Raw genomic sequence first — 14,583 nt, 5'->3', positions numbered from 1 at the left:
CCCCGCCAGCCACCGGGCGGCACGGTTCCGGCACCAGCCGGCCACCGCCTGACCAGCCGGGAGGTGCGGAGGGTGTGGGGTCCGGCCCCGCACCTCCCGGCTGGTCAGGCGGTGGCCGGCTGGTGCCGGAACCGTGCCGCCCGGTGGCTGGCGGGGAGGTGCGGGCCGCGTCCCGAGAGCCGTTCGCGGAACGTGCCCGTGCGGGGCGTCTCGGGCAGCATGCCACGACGACGGAGTTCGGGCACGACGTCGGCGATGAACGACCGGTACGAACCCGGCGTGACGTAGGGCGTGTAGTTGAAGCCGTCGAGGTCGGTGTCGGTCACCAGGGCCTCGATGCGGTCGACGACCTCGGTCGGCGTGCCGGTCAGGACGAACTCGCGCATGCCGTTCCGGATGAAGTCCGCGGTGGCCTCGCGCACGGACGTGCCCTTGTACCGCTCGACCTGGGTCCGGCCGCCCTCGGTGGTGACGTCCGAGAACGAGCCCTCGGGGTCGAGCGCGGCGAGGTCGATGCCGGTCATGCTCGCGTAGTAGACGCGTGCGGCGTCCGGGTCGACGTAGGAGAGGTACTCCTCGAGCTGGTCCTCCGCCTGCGCGGTGGACGGTGCGGTGATGACCGACAGACCGGAGACGGTGCGGATGTCGGTCCCGGCCCTCCCGGCCTGCTCGGCGCGGGTGCGGATGTCGGTGACCTGCGCGGCCAACGAGGGCGCGTCCTTGCCCTGCAGGAACACGAGCTCCGCGTTGCCCGCGGCGAAGGCGCGACCCGATGACGACGCGCCGGCCTGGAACAGCACGGGCGTGCGCTGCGGCCCGGGCTCGGTGTTGGCGTAGCCCTCGACGTCGAAGTACCGGCCGTGGTGCACCACCTTGTGCACCTTGCTCGCGTCCGCGTACCGACGTGCGCCCTTGTCGGCGAGGACGGCGTCGTCCTCCCACGAGCCCTCAAGGAGCGCGTAGCTCAGCTCGAGGTACTCCTGCGCGATCGCGTACCGCTCGTCGTGCGGCACGTAGCGGTCCTTGCCGAACAGCTCCGTGACGACCGCGCTCGACGTCGTGACGACGTTCCAGGCGATGCGGCCGCGGGTCAGGTGGTCGAGCGTGGCGAAGCGGCGTGCGTTCGCGAACGGCGGCTCGAAGCTCGTCGACGACGTCACGCCGAAGCACAGGCGTGGGGCCGCCGCGGCCATGGCGGGGACGAGGAGCATCGGGTCGTTCTTCGGGATCTCGACGCCCTGCTCGAAGGCCACGTCGGGCACGACGCCGTCGATCACCGGGTACCCGTACGAGTCGGCGAGGAACATGAAGTCGAACCCGCCGTCGTCGAGCATGCGGGCCAGGTCGGTCCAGTGCTCGAGCTCCTTGTAGCGCCACGTCGTGTTGTCCGGGTGCGCCCAGAGCCCCTGGCTCGTGAGGTTCACGCCGTTGATCTCGAACGCGCCGAGGAACAGTTCCTTCGTCATGCTCGCCCTCCTGTGAGCCACGCGGTGAGCTCACGGTCGAATCGGTCGCGGGTGTCCGCGGACATCCCGGTGGCCCGCGTGCCGGTGCGCGCGAGGTCGGCCAGGGCCTGGTCGTCGAATCCCCACGTCGTGCGGGCGATCGCGTACTGGTCGGACACGGTGGCCCCGAACCAGAGCGGGTCGTCCGCGTTCAGGGTCACCGGGACCCCGCGCTCGACGAGGACCGGGGCGGGGTGCGACGCGAGGTCGGCGACGACGCCGAGCCGCACGTTCGACACCGGGCAGACGTCGCAGACGATCCCCTCGGCCGCCAGCCGATCGGTGACGCGGGCGTCCTCGACCGCTCGGAACCCGTGCGAGATCCGGGAGGCATCGAGCACGTCGAGCACGGCCGTCACGCGGTCCGGCCCGCCGGTCTGGCCCGCGTGGCTCACGACCGGGAGGCCCGCCGCCCGTGCGGCGCGCGCCGCACCGACGAACGGGGCCAGGTCGCCGTCCTCGTCGAAGCAGGCGGTGCCGAGCGCGGTGACGCCGCTGCCGGCGAACCGGGCGGCGAGCGCACCGAGCTCGTCGGCGAGGTCCGCGTCGGCGTCGGTGTTGAGCGTCAGGTCGGCACCGACCTCGACGGGCGTGCCCGCGGCGGCGGCGTCGGCGGCCGCCTCGGCGAAGGCCGCGAGGACGGTGCGGAGGACCTGCTCGTTCCCGCCGAGACGCTCGGCGTACAGCTGCGGCTCGACGGCGGGCTCGAGGTACCGGACGCCCTCGGCGGCCTCGGCGTGCACGAGTGCCCGGCAGAGTGCGGCGAGGTCCTCGTGCGTCGCGACGAGGGCCGGGACGGTGCCGTACGCGTCGAAGAACGCCCAGACGTCGGCGAACCGCTCCGGCCGGTGGAACGGGAGGCCGCGTCGCGTCGCGAGGGCGCGGACCGCGTCGACCGGGTAGCTGCCGTCGAGGTGCGCGTGGAGGTGGGTCTTCGGCAGGGCGCGGAGCCGGTCGTCGGCGGTGGGGTGGACCGGCATCTGCACGTCCGGCAGCGTAGGGCGAGGGCACCACGGCTGTCGCATAGGATGCGCCACTGGGGCCATAAGCAGCGCTGATGTGCCCGCCGACACGGGGATCGGCGCGGTGCGGCGCCGCACTCGGGCCCGGATCCGTTACACGCCGGAAACGCGCGGAGCGCGCGAGCGAGGAGGACCACGCCGTGCCCGTCGACCTCGACCTCCGGCTCCTCCGTGCGTTCGTCGTGCTCGTCGCCGAGCAGGGGTTCACCGCCGCTGCCGCCGTGACCGGGGTGTCGCAGCCGGCCCTGAGTCAGGCCATCCGACGACTCGAGGACGTCCTCGGGGTCGAACTCGTCGACCGCCGGGGCCGGACGCCCGGGAGCGGTGTGCGGCTCACCCCGGCGGGGCACGCGTTCCACGCCGACGCCGTCGCCGTGCTGGCCGCCGCGGAGCGTGCGGTGGCCCGGGCTCGTCGGGTCGCCGCCCGGCCGCGCGTCGTCGTCGGGTTCGGCACGAGCGCGCCACGGACCCTGACCGGTCTCGCCGTGCGCGAGGGCGAGGCCGCCGACGTCGAGGTCGTGCTCGAGCACGTCCCGTGGGGCAGCGAGCACCAGCGGCTCGCGGCGGGTGAGGTCGACGTGCTCGTGGCGCAGCTCTCCCCCGGGTTCGCGGAGGCCGACTGGGTCGCCACGGTCCTCGGCACCCGCGACCTCGTCGCCGTGTTCCGCTCCGACCACCCGCTCGCCGGACGCACGGCACTGGCGCTCGCGGACCTCGACGACGAGCCGATCGTCGACGCCGCCTCGGACCGGGACTTCTGGATCGCGGCGGCACGGCCGGACGGGCGGGCTCCCGTCGTCGTCGGACCCCCGGCGCGGACGGTCGAGGAGATGCTCGCGCAGGTGGCGGCCGGGCGGGGCATGGCGTTCACGAGCACGACGGTGGCCGAGAACGCCGGGGGCACGGGACTCGCGTTCGTGCGGATGGTGGGCCTCCCGGCGGTCACCGTCGCCATGGTCCGCCGACGCGACGACGACCGCGCGCACGTCCTGGACCTGGTCGAGCGCGTCCGCCGGTCCTGGGCCGACCCGGCCGCCTGACCGGCGCTGTGGCCTCGGCGCCGGCCGCCTCGGGCCTCGCCGGCGCCAGCACCCTCGGGCCTCGCCGGCGCCGGGGCCCTCGGGCCTCGCCGGCTCCAGTCGGCTCCGGCTGGCCCGTCAGCGGGTGACGAGGGCGCTGTCGATGCTCTGGATCACGGACTCGAGGGTCTGGTCGATCCGGACGACGAGCCCGGCCTCGTCGGCCTGCAACGGCTCGAGCGTCGCGAGCTGCGAGCCGAGCAGCGAGTCGGGCATGTACTCGTGGTGCCGGCGGCGCTGCCGTTCGGCGATGACGTCCTCGTCGCCGGTGAGGAACACGAAGAACAGGTCGGGGTTCGTCGAACGCAGGCGGTCCCGGTAGACCCGCTTCAGCGCGGAGTTCGCCATGACGCAGCGCTGCCCCTGGGCCTCGATCGCGGCGATGCGGGCCGCGCAGATGTCGAGCCACGGCCAGCGGTCCTCGTCGGTCAGGGGATGCCCGGACCGCATCTTCTCCTTGTTCGCCTGGGGGTGCAGGTCGTCGGCGTCGACGAACTGGGTGCCCTCCCAGTGGCGCGCGAGGGCGGAGCCGATGGTCGTCTTGCCCGAACCGGACACCCCCATGACGACGACGGGGCGATGACCGGTCACAGCGCGCCCTTGGCGTCGTCGCCGAGCGGCACCGGGCGGAGGACCCGCACCTCGAGCGGACTCGCGAGCAACGGCTGCACGCGCTGCGTGAAGGCGGTGAACTCGGGCGCGGCGCCGTGCTGCTCGAGGGCCTGCTGGTCGCTCCACTGCTCGATGAGCACGAGGACGCCCTCGCCGGCCTCGTGCAGCGCGTAGCGGAGGTTGCCCTCGTCCTGCTGTGCGACCGGCACGTACTCCTGCACGGCGGCGGTCAGGTCCGCGACGGACTCGGGCTTCGGACGGAAGGTCGCGACGACGACGATCGGATCGGTCATGGGCCCACAGTACGAACCGGTGCGTGCGCCGCTCCCAGGGCGTCCGGAGGCTCGCGCTCGCGGCGGCGAGAGGCAATGGGATCGGCCGTGGCGGGGCGCGGCGCGAGCGCGAGCGCGAGCGCGAGCGCGAGAGCGCAGGACATGCCGCTCACGTCACGAGCTGAGCGGCGCGTTGTGCGATCTCGCGAGCAGTGAGCGGCGCGTTGTGCGATCTCGCGAGCAGCGGTCGGCCGGTCGTGCCTACAGGATGACGCGCTCGGCGGCGAGGTCGGCGCTGAGCCGGTCGAGCGCCGGCCCACGGCCGAGCAGCCGCAGCGACCCGAGCGCGCGGCGCACCGCGAACGTCGCGACCGCGGGCGTGCCGTCCGGACGGTGGAAGTGGATGGCGATGACCGCGCGGTGGGGGGACGAGGAGCCGTCGGGGAGGTCCTCGACACCGACGTGCACGACCCGCGTCCACCGGACCACGAGCACCCGCAGGGCCTGCCGGCCGTCGAGTTGCCACAGGGACGCCTCGGTCGCGCCGAACCCCCAGACGACGTGGCGCCCGAGGGCGACCTCGGGATGCGCGCGCCCGACGAGGTCGCGGAGTTCGCTCGTCGGCACTGCCGGCACGAGCCGCACGGTCGGGTCGATGCTGCGGATCGCCCGTCCGAGCGACACGTCGGTCGTCCGGACGCGCTTCGACCAGGACATGCCGACGCCGAGCGCCACGATGAGCACCCCCACGAGCGTCGCGAGGAACTGCACGACCCCGAGCACACGGAGGTCCGCGGCGGGATCCGTGGTCACCACCGTCACCCGCACGACGAGCAGCGCCACCCACAGCACGACGACGCCCCACCGCACGATCGCCCAGCGGTCGACGCCGCGCGCGATGCGGCGGTCCGGGCCGAGGTGGGTGGTCACCGTCCGATCCTCGCACGCAGCGGTCCCCGGCGAAGCGCCGAGTTCGGGGGGTCCGGCGACCCGGGGAACCGCCAGAGGACCCGCCTACGATCGCCCCGTGAGCACCGAGGACCCGGACCAGCGCGACGCCGCTCGACACCACCGCCCGGCGCCCGGCGCCGACCGCCCCGCGCCCGGTGCCGACCGCCGCGCGTCCGGCACTGCCATCGCGGCGTCCCTTGCCGCGGAACCCGTCGACCGCCCGCTGCACCTGCCCGACCGCACACGGACGATCGCCGCCGCGGCCGTGGGGCTCGTGGCCGGAATCGTGTTCCTCGCCGTCGCCGAGATCGTCGCGCTCCTGCTCGACGGTGCCGGCAGTCCGCTCGTCGCGGTCGGCTCGGCCGCGATCGACCTCGCGCCGCGGTGGGTGAAGGACCTCATGGTGACGCTGTTCGGCACGGGCGACAAGGCGGCGTTGTTCGTCCTCATGGCAGTGCTCCTCGCCCTGATCACCGCGGCGGCGGGCGTCCTCGAGCGCCGTCGTCCGCCGTTCGGCACCGTCGTGTTCGCCATCGGCGGGGTGATCGCCCTCGTCGCGGTGATGACCCGTTCCGGCAGCGGGAGCCTCGACGGTGCACCCTCGGTCGTCGGGGTCCTCGCGGCGGTCGTCACGCTCCGCCTGGGCATGCAGCGGTTCCGGCGGTGGGACGCCGCCGCCGAGCAGGACGCGACCCCGACCGCAGCGAGCACGATGACGGGCTCCCCCGAAGTCCAGCGCCGGGCGTTCCTCGGGTGGACGCTGACCCTCGGCGTCACCGCGCTCGTCGTCGGGGCCGGCGCGCGCGTCGTCGACGCGGCGAGCTCCGCCGCAGCGGCCGTCAAGCGCGCCGTCCACCTGCCGACACCGACCGTGCACGAGCGCGCGGTCCCGGCCGGCGCGAGTCTCGGCGTGCACGGGATCACGTCGTACGTCACCCCGAACGCCGAGTTCTACCGGATCGACACCGCGCTGCGCGTGCCGTCGGTCGATCCCGACACCTGGAAGCTCCGGATCACCGGCATGGTCGACCACGAGGTCGAGATCTCGTTCGCCGACCTGCTCGCCCGGCCGCTCGAAGAGCACATGGCCACCATGAGCTGCGTCTCGAACGAGGTCGGCGGCGACCTCATCGGCAACGCGCTCTGGCTCGGGTACCCGATCCGGCACCTGCTCGCCGAGGCCGGCCCGCACGCATCGGCGGACATGGTGCTCTCGCGGAGCGTCGACGGGTTCACCGCGGGCACACCCCTCGACGTGCTGCAGGACGCCGGCACGGACGCGATCCTGGCGGTCGGCATGAACGGCGAGCCGCTGCCCGCCGAACACGGGTTCCCGGTCCGCATGGTCGTCCCCGGCCTGTACGGCTACGTGTCCGCCACGAAGTGGGTGACCGAGCTCACCGTCACGCGGTTCGCCGACGCCGAGGGCTACTGGACACCCCGCGGGTGGAGCGCGCACGGGCCGGTCAAGCTCGAGTCGCGGATCGACACGCCACGGTCTGGAGGCACGGTGCGCGCGGGCGAGCGGGTCGCGGTCGCCGGGGTGGCGTGGCAGCCGCACACCGGCGTGCGGGGCGTGCAGGTCCGCGTCGACGACGGAGCATGGCGCGACGCCGAGCTCGCGGACTCCGTGTCCGCGGACACCTGGCGGCAGTGGGTGCTCCGCGACTGGACGCCGACGCACGGGCCGCACACCCTGACGGTCCGGGCGATCAGCGCGGACGGCACGGTGCAGACGAGCGTCGAGCGGGCGCCGGCACCGAACGGGGCGAGCGGCTGGCACTCGGTGGGCGTCACCGCGAGCTGAGGTCGCCGCCGCCCGTGATCGCGAGGAACCGCGCCATGGTCTCGCGGACGACCGCGACCAACGCGCGGTCACCGTCCTCGTCGAGCCAGCGGTCGAGCGACACCCACCACACGGCACCGCTGACCTCGGCGGCGAGCGTGGCGGACAGGTCGTCCTCGCCGCGCTCGACGAACCCGGCACGGACGGCCCGGGCGAGCGCCGCATGCTTCGTCAGCTCGCGTTCGCGCAGGCGCTCGTCACTCCGGACCACCGCACGGTGGGTGAGCAGGTACTCGCGCAGGGGTTGGAACCGGGTCTCGGCCAGGGTCTCCAGCCCCGCCGCGATGAGGGCGATCGGCGCGAGGTCCGGCGGCGCCTGGGCGAGCAGCTCGGCCACCACCGCGGGGAACTGGTCCTCGAACCCGAACAGGACCTCGCGCTTGTCGGCGAAGTGCCGGAAGAACGTCCGGGTGGTGAGGCCGGCGCGCGCGGTGATCTGCGGGACGGTGGTCGCGGCGAACCCCTGCTCACGGAACAGCTCGAGCGCGGCCTGCTCGAGGCGCGCTCGTGCATCCGGATCCCATCGAGCCACCCGTCGATCCTACTCACGACACGTCGTGTCATCACGTGTATCGTGACGACACGACGTGTCATCGAGGCACGCGGGACGGGCGGAGCACGACATGCACGACGAGGTCATGGTCCTCGGGGCCACCGGGCGCACCGGACGGGCGATCGCGGCGGAGCTCCACGCCCGCGGTGTCCCCGTGGTGCTCGCAGCGCGGGACCGAGCGCGGCTCGAGGAGGTCCGGGACGCCGTGTCCGCCGTCGCCTCCGAGCGGCCGGGCTCGGCCGCGCGCAGTCCCCGGATGGTCGTCGGCGGGTTCAGCGACCTCCTCGCGGCGATCGGACGGGAACGACCCGGGGTCGTCGTCAACACCGTGGGCCCCTTCACGCGGACCGCGCTCCCGGTCGTCCGGGCGCTCCCACACGGCACGCACTACCTCGACCTGTCGAACGAGTACGCCGCGGTCGACGACGTCCTGCGGCAGGACCGTCGCGCGGCAGCCGCGGGACAGGTCCTCGTGCCCGGCGCCGGGTTCGGGGTGGTCGCGGTCGAGAGCGTCGTCGTGCGCCTGTGCGACGGCGAGCCCCGGCCGCGGCGCGTCCGGGTCGACGCGATCGCCTCGGTGGCGACCGAAGCCGGGACCCTCGGCAGTGCCCTGGCGGAGTCCATCGCCGACGTCGCGGCCTTCGGCGGAGCGCAGGTCCAGGACGGCCGACTCGTCCGCACGCGACGGGTCGTCACGGACTACCGGACCATCACGACGCCGGACGGGGACCGGGTCGGCACCGGCAGTGGCGCGAGCGGTGAACTGCTCGCGGCCTGGCTCGCGAGCGACGCGGACGACGTGGTCGCGGCCTCGGCCCTCGCCCCCGCGAACCCCGCGGTGCGCGCCGTCCTCCCGCTCGCGACCGCCCTGTTCCGGATCGCCCCCGTGCGGCGCTTCGTCGTCGGGCGCCTGTCCGCGATCCGCTTCGAGGACCGACCTCGCCCTCGGGCGTCGTCGTGGGGCCACGCACGGGTCGAGTGGCCGGACGGCCGCGTGCGCGAGGGCTGGCTACGGCTCGGTGACGCGTCCGTGTTCACGACCGCAGCCGCCGTCGAGGTCGCGACACGGCTCCTCCAGGGCGAGGGCCGACCGGGCGCTGCGACGCCCGGCGTGGTGTTCGGCGCCGACCTGGCGGTCGCCGCTGGCGGCGTCGTCGTCGACGCGCCTGCGTGAGCGGGGTGTCGACGACACCGGCCGCCAGGGTCAGAGCACCGCCACGGTCATCCCCGGCACCGCGGCGGGTCCGTCGAGTCCGGTGAGCGCGGCGGGCAGCTCCTCGAACCCGATGGTCCGGCCGACCGTGGTGTCCGGCCGCAGGTGCCCCGACACGACCGCGGCGAGCATGGCCGCGTACTCCGAGACGGCGATCCCGTGGCTCCCGAGCAGCTCGAGCTCCTGGGCGATGACGCGGCCCATCGCGACGGCGGGCTCGGCCTCGGCGCCGAGCAGCAGCCCGACCTGGACGTGACGCCCCCGTGGGCGGAGGCTCTCGATCGCCGCGTTCGACGTGCTCCGGCTGCCGAACGCGTCGAAGGAAACGTGGACCCCGCCCCCGGCGAGCGCGCGCACCCGCTCGACGGCGTCGGATCCGCTCGGCACGGTCACGGCGCCGAGCGCCTGGGCCCGTTCGAGCGCCGCGGGAGCGACGTCGACCGCGATCACCTGGGCCCCCGCCGCGAGCGCGACGACGATCGTGGACAGCCCGACCCCGCCGCAGCCGTACACGGCGACCCACTCCCCTGTCTGGACCCGCCCGCGCGCGTGGACGGCGTGGTAGGCCGTGCCGAATCGGCAACCGAGCCCCGCGGCCTCGACGAACCCGATCGCGTCGGGCAGCGGCACGAGGTTGAGGTCGGCGTGCGGCACCACGACCTGCTCGGCGAACGACCCCGGGAGCGTGAACCCCGGCTGCTCCTGCCGTGTGCACACCTGCGTCGCCCCGGCGCGGCACTCGTCGCACGTGCCACAGGCGAACACGAACGGCGCGGTCACCCGGTCACCGACGCGGTGCTCGTGGACGTCCGGACCGACCTGGGCCACGACGCCCGCGAACTCGTGCCCGGGGACGTGCGGCAGGTGCACCGAATCGTCGTGTCCGCGCCATGCGTGCCAGTCGCTGCGGCACACGCCCGTCGCCGCCACCTGGACGACGACGCCGTCGGGCGGACAGGCGGGGGCGTCGACCTCGACGACGGAGGGCTGGGCACCGAAGGCGTCGTACCGGACTGCGCGCATGCGCCAATCCTCGCAGCCCCGACGAGCGGGCGGCGTGCCCCGTTGCGCGAGATCGCAGTCGTCGTCGCTCTGGAGGCCCGCAGAACGGCGACGACTGCGATCTCGCGGAGGGGTGCGGCGTGTACACAGGGGAGCACGACGACGACGTCAGGAGACGACCGCATGGAGTACACCCACCTCGGACCGACCGGCCTGCGGGTCAGCCGCATCACCCTCGGTTGCATGAGCTTCGGCAACGGCAACGAGCAGCAGACCTGGACGCTCGACGCCGCCGCGGCGGAGCCGATCTTCCGGCGGGCGGTGGAGCTCGGCATCGACTTCTGGGACACCGCGAACGTCTACGGGCGCGGCAGCTCGGAAGAGGTCACCGGCGCGGCGATCCGCGAGTACACCCGCCGCGAGGACGTCGTCCTGGCCACGAAGGTGTTCGGTGAGATGGGCCCGGGCCCCGGCGAGTCCGGACTGAGCCGTCGGGCGATCCTGGAGCAGGTCGACAAGTCCCTGCAGCGACTCGGCACCGACTGGATCGACCTGTACCAGATCCACCGGTTCGACCCGGACACCCCCGTCGAGGAGACGATGGAGGCCCTGCACGACGTCATCCAGGCGGGCAAGGTGCGCTACATCGGTGCGTCGAGCATGTGGGCGTGGCAGTTCGCCAAGCTGCAGGCCGCAGCGGACCTCGGTGGGTGGACGCGATTCGTGTCCATGCAGAACCAGTACAGCCTCGTGCAGCGCGAGGAGGAGCGAGAGATGTTCGGGCTCCTCGCGGACCAGGGCGTCGGGTCGATCCCGTGGGGTCCCCTGCAGGCCGGCAAGCTGGCACGCCCGTGGAGCGAGCAGAACACCGCCCGCGCCGGTGACGAGCCGGAACGCGACCCGAAGGGGAACCCCGTCCGACTCGACTCGGACGAGGGCATCGTCGACGCGGTGGCGCGGATCGCCGACGAGCGCGGGGTCAGCATGGCGCAGGTCGCGCTCGCGTGGGTGCTGCGCAACCCGGTCGTGGACGCGCCCATCGTCGGCGCCACCAAGGTGCACCACATCGAGGACGCCGCGGCTGCCCTCGACCTCCACCTGACCGACGACGAGGCAGCCGCGCTCGAGGAGCACTACGTGGGCCGGCAGCCGACGTTCTTCTGACCCGGGCCCATCCCGCGAGATCGCAGTCGTTGCCGCTCAGGCGACCCCGAGAACGGCATCGACTGCGATCTCGCGGGGGTGGGGTCAGGCGGGGCGGACGGCGACGACGACCGTGGCGTCACGGTCCTCGTCTCGAGCGATCCGCGCCTCCAGGCCGGCGGCCGTGAAGAGCGCGGCGGATGCGTCTGCCTGTTCTGCGCTCACCTCGATGACGACGGCGCCGCCGGGGCGGAGCCACTCGCCGACGCCCGCGGCGATCCGCCGGTGCACGTCCAGCCCGTCGGCGCCGCCGTCGAGCGCGACGCGGCGCTCGTGCTCACGCGCCTCCGGCGGCATCAGCGCGATGGCGTCCGTCGGCACGTAGGGGGCGTTCACCGCCACGACCGTGACGGCGCCGCGGAGGCGGTCCGGCAGCGGCTCGAACAGGTCGCCGACGACGGCCACGGCACGGCCGGCCAGGTTCTCGGCCGCGACCTCGACCGCGTCCGCGTCGATGTCCACGGCGACGAGGTCCAGCAGCCCCACCGTCACGATGAGGCCGACGCTGATCGCGCCGACGCCGCAGCACAGGTCCACGACGCTGTCGCCGACCTGGAGGAACGGGGCGGCCTCCTCGACGACGAGCTCGGTCCGCCGACGGGGCACGAACACGCCGGGCACCACCCGGACCCGGTGCCCGCAGAACGACGCCCACCCGACGACGACCTCGAGCGGTTCGCCCGCGAGGCGCCGTTGCAGCAGGGTCCGCAGCCGGACCGCGTCGCCGTCCGCCTCGTCGAGGATGACCGTGGCCTCGTCCTCGGCGAACACGCTGCCGGCCGCGCGGAGTCGGGCGGTCAGGGCGCGGTGCGCGGCCGGGTCGTGGTCGGGCATGCGCCGCTACGCTGCGCCGTCGAACATCGAGGTCACGGAGCCGTCGTCGAAGACCTCGTGGATGGCGCGGGCGATGAGCGGCGCGATCGGCAGGATCGTCAGGCGGTCCCAGCGCTTGTCGGGCGCGAGCGGGAGGGTGTCGGTGACGACGACCTGGTCGATGAACTCGCTCTGCAGCAGCTCGGTCGCCGGGTCGGAGAACACCGCGTGCGTGGCCGCGACCACGACCCCGACCGCCCCGTTCGCCTTGAGGGCCTCGGCCGCCTTGGCGATCGTCCGGCCGGTGTCGATGAGGTCGTCGACGAGCAGGCACCAGCGGCCCGAGACGTCCCCGACGATCTCGTGGACCGTGACCTGGTTCGGCACGAGCGGATCACGGCGCTTGTGGATGATCGCCAGCGGCGCGCCGAGCTTCTCGCTCCAGATGTCGGCGACCCGGACGCGGCCCATGTCGGGCGACACGACCGTGAGCGTCGCCGGGTCGAGCAGCTGCCGGAAGTGCTCGAGCAGCACGGGCATCGCGAACAGGTGGTCGACCGGGCCGTCGAAGAAGCCCTGGATCTGCGGTGCGTGCAGGTCGACGCTCATGATCCGGTGGGCGCCGGCGGCCTTGAACAGGTCGGCGACGAGGCGGGCCGAGATCGGCTCACGCCCGCGGCCCTTCTTGTCCTGACGAGCGTACGGGTAGAACGGCGCGACGACCGTGATCCGCTTGGCCGAGGCCCGCTTGAGCGCGTCCACGATGATGAGCTGCTCCATGAGCCACTCGTTGATGGGCGCGGTGTGCGACTGGATGACGAACGCGTCGCAGCCGCGGACCGACTCGTCGAAGCGCGCGTAGAGCTCGCCGTTCGCGAAGGTGCGGGCGTCCGTCGGGACGAGGTCGAGCCCGAGTTCGTCCGCGATCGACTCGGCGAGCTCCGGATGCGCTCGGCCCGACACCAGCACGAGTCGCTTCTGGCCGGTCATCTTGATTCCGGACACCTGTGTGCTCACTCCTCGACCCGCGGGGTCGCGCTCTGGGGGGATGGGGCGGACGCGCGTCGTGCCCCCGCGGCCGCAGCGGCCTCGGCAGCAGGGGTTCCAGGCCGATGTTCCTCGACCCAGCCCTCGGTGATGCGCTGCGGGGCGTAGCTGATGGCGAGCGAGCCGGCGGGGACGTCCTTGCGGACCGTCGTTCCCGCTCCCGTGTACGCCCCGTCCCCAATCCTAACCGGGGCGACGAAGACGTTGTGCGAGCCGGTGCGGACGTGGGAGCCCACCTCGGTGCGGTGCTTGTGCACGCCGTCGTAGTTCGCGGTGATCGTGTTCGCGCCGATGTTCGAGCCCTCGCCCACCTCGGCGTCCCCGATGTACGACAGGTGCGGCACCTTGCTGCCGCGGCCGATGCGGGCGTTCTTCGTCTCGACGAAGGTGCCGATCTTGCCGTCGTCGCCGAGGTACGTCCCGGCCCGGAGGTACGCGAACGGCCCGACGGTCGCCCCCGCTCCGACGACCGCGAGCGTCGCATCGGTCCGGACGACGGTCGCCCCGGGCCCGACCTCGGTGTCACGGAGCGTCGTGTCCGGCCCGACGACCGCGCCGGCCGCGATCGCCGTGGCCCCCTCGAGCTGCGTGCCCGGCAGGATCTCGGCGTCGGGCTCGATCGTGACGTCGAGGTCGATCCACGTCGTCGCCGGGTCCTTGATCGTGACGCCGGCGAGCTGGTGCGCGCGGACGATCCGGGCGTTGAGCTCGCGCCCCGCGTCGGCGAGCTGGGCGCGGTCGTTCACGCCGGCGACCAGCCACGGGTCGGACAGGGTGAGGACGTCGATGCGACCACCCCGGGCGGCGATGAGGGCGGGCGCGTCGGTGATGTACTTCTCGCCCTGCGCGTTGTCGGTGCCGATCGACGGCAGGACGGCGCGGAGCTGCGCGACGTCGAACGCGTAGATGCCCGCGTTCGCCTCGGTGATCATGCGCTGCTCGTCGGTGGCGTCCTTGTGCTCGACGACCCCCGTGAACGCACCCCGCTCGTCGCGGAGGATCCGTCCGAGCCCGGTCGGGTCGGGCGCGATCGCGCTGACGAAGGTCACGGCGTCGCCCGCGGTGGTGTGCTGCTGCACGAGGGCCCGGACGCTCGCCGCGTCGAGCAGCGGCACGTCCGCACTGAGCACGACGACGACGCCGTCGAAGTCGGCCGGGAGCGCGGCGACCGCCACCTCGACGGCACGGCCGGTGCCGGGGACGTCGTCCTGGTCGACGACGAGGGCGTTCGGCATGCGCTCGGTCACCTCGGCCGCGACGCGCTCGCGCTCGTGCCGGACGACGACCGCCACGTGCGCCGGTGCGAGGGACTCCGCGGTCCGGAGCACGTGGGCGATGAGCGGGAGTCCGGCGAGCCGGTGGAGCACCTTGGGGGTCGCGGACTTCATGCGGGTGCCCTGCCCGGCGGCGAGGACGACCACGGCGATCGGCTGGTCGGTCATGCTCCCATCCTGGCCCGGTTCGC

At 73.8% G+C, this 14,583-nt stretch carries 14 protein-coding genes; 4 read left to right on the top strand and 10 right to left on the bottom strand.

Going from position 1 to position 14,583, the window contains the following annotated elements; genetic code table 11:
• Nucleotides 1–104: 104 nt before the first annotated feature.
• Together DEI86_RS14400 and DEI86_RS14395 are read right to left on the bottom strand one after the other, a co-directional pair.
• On the bottom strand, nucleotides 105–1,466 hold the full coding sequence (locus tag DEI86_RS14400; RefSeq protein ID WP_111049977.1) for an NtaA/DmoA family FMN-dependent monooxygenase: 1,362 nt from the start codon (nucleotides 1,464–1,466) through the stop codon (nucleotides 105–107).
• On the bottom strand, nucleotides 1,463–2,485 hold the full coding sequence (locus tag DEI86_RS14395; RefSeq protein WP_258376568.1) for a hypothetical protein: 1,023 nt from the start codon (nucleotides 2,483–2,485) through the stop codon (nucleotides 1,463–1,465). The genes DEI86_RS14400 and DEI86_RS14395 overlap by 4 nt, the downstream gene beginning before the upstream one ends.
• Before the next feature lie 182 nt (nucleotides 2,486–2,667).
• On the opposite strand from DEI86_RS14395, the gene DEI86_RS14390 reads away from it, so the two are divergent.
• The gene (locus DEI86_RS14390) at nucleotides 2,668–3,567 is read left to right on the top strand and encodes a LysR family transcriptional regulator (RefSeq protein ID WP_181439795.1); all 900 of its coding nucleotides are present in this window, start codon (nucleotides 2,668–2,670) and stop codon (nucleotides 3,565–3,567) included.
• A 117-nt stretch (nucleotides 3,568–3,684) separates the two neighbouring features.
• Here DEI86_RS14390 and DEI86_RS14385 read toward each other — a convergent pair whose 3' ends face one another.
• From DEI86_RS14385 to DEI86_RS14375, 3 genes are all read right to left on the bottom strand, one after another.
• Nucleotides 3,685–4,197: a gluconokinase gene (locus tag DEI86_RS14385; protein WP_258368699.1), complete on the bottom strand. Its 513-nt coding sequence runs from the start codon at nucleotides 4,195–4,197 to the stop codon at nucleotides 3,685–3,687.
• A complete protein-coding gene (locus tag DEI86_RS14380; protein WP_111010992.1) occupies nucleotides 4,194–4,511 on the bottom strand; it encodes a putative quinol monooxygenase in 318 nt (105 codons plus the stop codon). The genes DEI86_RS14385 and DEI86_RS14380 overlap by 4 nt, the downstream gene beginning before the upstream one ends.
• 240 nt (nucleotides 4,512–4,751) lie before the next feature.
• Nucleotides 4,752–5,420 (bottom strand): hypothetical protein, encoded by a 669-nt coding sequence (locus DEI86_RS14375; protein ID WP_146244954.1) that lies wholly within the window; start codon nucleotides 5,418–5,420, stop codon nucleotides 4,752–4,754.
• Nucleotides 5,421–5,517: 97 nt separating this feature from the next.
• On the opposite strand from DEI86_RS14375, the gene DEI86_RS14370 reads away from it, so the two are divergent.
• On the top strand, nucleotides 5,518–7,248 hold the full coding sequence (locus DEI86_RS14370) for a molybdopterin-dependent oxidoreductase (RefSeq protein WP_309146567.1): 1,731 nt from the start codon (nucleotides 5,518–5,520) through the stop codon (nucleotides 7,246–7,248).
• Here DEI86_RS14370 and DEI86_RS14365 read toward each other — a convergent pair.
• A complete protein-coding gene (locus DEI86_RS14365; protein ID WP_111049973.1) occupies nucleotides 7,235–7,819 on the bottom strand; it encodes a TetR/AcrR family transcriptional regulator in 585 nt (194 codons plus the stop codon). The genes DEI86_RS14370 and DEI86_RS14365 overlap by 14 nt on opposite strands.
• 91 nt (nucleotides 7,820–7,910) lie before the next feature.
• Between DEI86_RS14365 and DEI86_RS14360 the strand changes: the two genes are divergently transcribed.
• Nucleotides 7,911–9,014 carry a hypothetical protein gene (locus DEI86_RS14360; RefSeq protein WP_111049972.1) on the top strand — a complete coding sequence of 368 codons (1,104 nt, stop codon included), beginning with the start codon at nucleotides 7,911–7,913 and terminating at the stop codon, nucleotides 9,012–9,014.
• Between the two features lie 30 nt (nucleotides 9,015–9,044).
• On the opposite strand, the gene DEI86_RS14355 is transcribed toward DEI86_RS14360, so the two are convergent.
• Nucleotides 9,045–10,076, bottom strand: a complete 1,032-nt coding sequence (locus tag DEI86_RS14355; protein WP_111049971.1) for a zinc-dependent alcohol dehydrogenase family protein — start codon at nucleotides 10,074–10,076, stop codon at nucleotides 9,045–9,047.
• Between the two features lie 162 nt (nucleotides 10,077–10,238).
• Here DEI86_RS14355 and DEI86_RS14350 point away from each other — a divergent pair, with 162 nt between their 5' ends.
• Nucleotides 10,239–11,219 (top strand): aldo/keto reductase, encoded by a 981-nt coding sequence (locus DEI86_RS14350; protein ID WP_111049970.1) that lies wholly within the window; start codon nucleotides 10,239–10,241, stop codon nucleotides 11,217–11,219.
• 84 nt (nucleotides 11,220–11,303) lie between these two features.
• Here the strand turns inward: DEI86_RS14350 and DEI86_RS14345 are convergent, their stop codons facing one another.
• Genes DEI86_RS14345 through glmU form a run of 3 tightly spaced genes read right to left on the bottom strand, consistent with a single transcriptional unit; the run spans nucleotide 11,304 to nucleotide 14,560 of the window.
• Entirely contained in the window at nucleotides 11,304–12,092 is a 789-nt protein-coding gene (locus tag DEI86_RS14345; RefSeq protein WP_111049969.1) for a putative protein N(5)-glutamine methyltransferase, read from the bottom strand.
• A 6-nt stretch (nucleotides 12,093–12,098) separates the two neighbouring features.
• Nucleotides 12,099–13,076 carry a ribose-phosphate diphosphokinase gene (locus tag DEI86_RS14340; RefSeq protein ID WP_111037352.1) on the bottom strand — a complete coding sequence of 326 codons (978 nt, stop codon included), beginning with the start codon at nucleotides 13,074–13,076 and terminating at the stop codon, nucleotides 12,099–12,101.
• A gap of 8 nt (nucleotides 13,077–13,084) precedes the next feature.
• Nucleotides 13,085–14,560 (bottom strand): bifunctional UDP-N-acetylglucosamine diphosphorylase/glucosamine-1-phosphate N-acetyltransferase GlmU, encoded by a 1,476-nt coding sequence (glmU, locus tag DEI86_RS14335; RefSeq protein WP_111049968.1) that lies wholly within the window; start codon nucleotides 14,558–14,560, stop codon nucleotides 13,085–13,087.
• Nucleotides 14,561–14,583 lie beyond the last annotated feature (23 nt).

Origin of the sequence: Curtobacterium sp. MCBD17_028 (assembly GCF_003234875.1) — a bacterium.
Classification (GTDB): domain Bacteria; phylum Actinomycetota; class Actinomycetes; order Actinomycetales; family Microbacteriaceae; genus Curtobacterium.
The sequence above is the reverse complement of the archived record's forward strand: the minus strand, read 5'-3'. Positions and strand labels throughout refer to the sequence as shown.

Excerpts from the sequence above, each read along its gene's own strand:
- DEI86_RS14400 (WP_111049977.1), bottom strand. The coding sequence starts at position 1,466 with ATGACGAAGGAACTGTTCCTCGGCGCGTTCGAGATCAACGGCGTGAAC.
- DEI86_RS14395 (WP_258376568.1), bottom strand. The coding sequence starts at position 2,485 with ATGCCGGTCCACCCCACCGCCGACGACCGGCTCCGCGCCCTGCCGAAG.
- DEI86_RS14380 (WP_111010992.1), bottom strand. The coding sequence starts at position 4,511 with ATGACCGATCCGATCGTCGTCGTCGCGACCTTCCGTCCGAAGCCCGAG.
- DEI86_RS14360 (WP_111049972.1), top strand. The coding sequence starts at position 7,911 with ATGCACGACGAGGTCATGGTCCTCGGGGCCACCGGGCGCACCGGACGG.
- DEI86_RS14355 (WP_111049971.1), bottom strand. The coding sequence starts at position 10,076 with ATGCGCGCAGTCCGGTACGACGCCTTCGGTGCCCAGCCCTCCGTCGTC.
- DEI86_RS14350 (WP_111049970.1), top strand. The coding sequence starts at position 10,239 with ATGGAGTACACCCACCTCGGACCGACCGGCCTGCGGGTCAGCCGCATC.
- DEI86_RS14345 (WP_111049969.1), bottom strand. The coding sequence starts at position 12,092 with ATGCCCGACCACGACCCGGCCGCGCACCGCGCCCTGACCGCCCGACTC.
- glmU (WP_111049968.1), bottom strand. The coding sequence starts at position 14,560 with ATGACCGACCAGCCGATCGCCGTGGTCGTCCTCGCCGCCGGGCAGGGC.